The 2,039-nt window shown below is 71.3% G+C and carries 2 protein-coding genes; both read left to right on the top strand.

Annotated elements, in window-relative coordinates; translation table 11 throughout:
- On the top strand, positions 1 to 1,032 hold a 1,032-nt coding region (locus ABTZ94_RS37365), incomplete at its 5' end, for a beta-ketoacyl reductase (RefSeq protein WP_351207891.1).
- A gap of 57 nt (positions 1,033 to 1,089) precedes the next feature.
- The coding region (locus tag ABTZ94_RS37360) for a beta-ketoacyl synthase N-terminal-like domain-containing protein (RefSeq protein WP_351207889.1) at positions 1,090 to 2,039 on the top strand (950 nt) is incomplete at its 3' end.

Here is a 2,039-nt window from a genome sequence, read left to right as displayed (position 1 = left end):
ATCGGGTCGCTCACCCCGGAGCGTCTGGCGCGTGTGCTGCGTCCGAAGGTGGACGCGGCGTGGAACCTGCACGAGCTGACTCAGGACCTGGACCTCTCCGCGTTCGTTCTCTTCTCCTCGGCGGCCGGTGTCTTCGGCAACCCGGGCCAGGGGAACTACGCGGCGGCGAACGCCTTCCTGGACGCCCTCGCCCAGCACCGCAAGGCCCAGGGGCTGGCCGGTTCCTCGCTGGCCTGGGGTCTGTGGGAGGACGAGGGAGGCATGGCGGCCACGCTCGCCGAGACCGACCGGCAGCGGATGAACCGCGGCAGCATGGACGCTCTCGGCCATGCGGACGGCCTGGCACTCTTCGACGCGGCCTGCCGGTCCGAGCACCCGCTGCTGATCCCGGCCGCACTCGACATCGCCGCGCTGCGCGCCCAGTCGACGAACGGCGTGGCCCCGCTGCTGCGCGGGCTGGTCCGCACCCCGGCACGGCGCGCCGCCGCCGGTGGCGCGGCCGCGACGGAGGAGGCGAGTCTTGTCGAACGCCTCGCGGGGATGCCTGCGGCCGAGCGGGACCGCTTCCTGCTCAACCTGGTCTGCTCCCAGGTGGCCACCGTGCTCGGATACGGCGGTGCGGGCGCTGTCGAACCCGGCACTGCCTTCAAGGAGTTGGGCTTCGACTCGCTCACCGCGGTGGAGCTCCGCAACCGGCTCGGTACGGCCACCGGCCTGCGGCTGCCCGCCACGCTGATCTTCGACTACCCGACCCCTGCTGCCCTCGCCGACCACCTGCGCGCGGCGCTGCCGGTCGACGGTGACGGCGGTCCGTCCGTATTCAGCGAACTCGACCGGCTGGAAGCCGCCCTGGCCGACGCCGCCGAGGACAGCGTCATCCGGTCACGGATCACGATGCGCCTCCAGGCCCTGATGGCCAAGTGGAACGACGCCCAGGACGCGACGGCCGACACCGACACCGGCGACGACCTCGAATCGGCGACCGACGACGAGCTGTTCGACCTGCTCGACGACGAACTCGGCTCCTCCTGAAGGGGAGCGACCTGAACTGATGAGTACGACCTTTCCCTTCGCAAGGAGCCGACGGCAATGGTGAACAAAGACGCAGCTGGGAGTAAGGGCGTGGCCGTGAACAACGAGGACAAGCTCCGCGACTACCTCAAGCGGGCGACGACCGACCTGCGTCAGGCGCGCCGCCGGCTCCGTGAGGTCGAGGACCGGCACCAGGAGCCCATCGCCATCGTCGCGATGAGCTGCCGCTACCCCGGCGGGGTGCGCACCCCCGAGGACCTGTGGCAGCTGGTCGTGAGGGGCGAGGACGCGATCTCCGGCTTCCCGACCGACCGCGGCTGGGACATCGAGACGCTCTACGACGCCGACCCCGACCAGGGCGGCTCCAGCTACGTCAGCGAGGGCGGATTCCTCTACGACGCCGGCGGGTTCGACCCTGCCGTCTTCGGGATATCGCCGCGCGAGGCCCTCGCGATGGACCCGCAGCAGCGGCTGCTGCTGGAGACCGGGTGGGAGGCGTTCGAGCGGGCAGGCATCGACCCGACCTCGATGCGCGGCAGCCGTACCGGCGTGTTCGCCGGTGTGATGTACCACGACTACACCTCGCGGCTGGACTCTGTGCCCGAGGGCGTCGAGGGCTTCCTGGGCACTGGCAGCTCCGGCTCCATCGCCTCCGGCCGGGTCAGTTACGTCTTCGGCCTGGAGGGTCCGGCGGTCACCGTCGACACGGCCTGCTCCTCGTCGCTGGTGACCCTGCACATGGCGGTCCAGGCGCTGCGCTCCGGCGAGTGCTCGCTGGCCTTGGCCGGTGGCGTCACCGTGATGGCCACCCCCTCCACGTTCACCGAGTTCAGCCGGCAGCGCGGGCTCGCCGCCGATGGCCGCTGTAAGCCCTTCGCGGCCGCCGCCGACGGCACCGGGTGGGGCGAGGGTGTCGGCATGCTGCTCGTGGAGCGGCTGTCCGACGCGCGGAAGAACGGCCACCCGGTTCTCGCGATCGTGCGGGGCAGTGCGATCAACCAGGACGG

Source organism: Streptomyces sp. NPDC002785 (assembly GCF_040295565.1).
Classification (GTDB): Bacteria; Actinomycetota; Actinomycetes; order Streptomycetales; family Streptomycetaceae; genus Streptomyces.
This window is presented reverse-complemented; position numbering and strand designations above follow the sequence as displayed.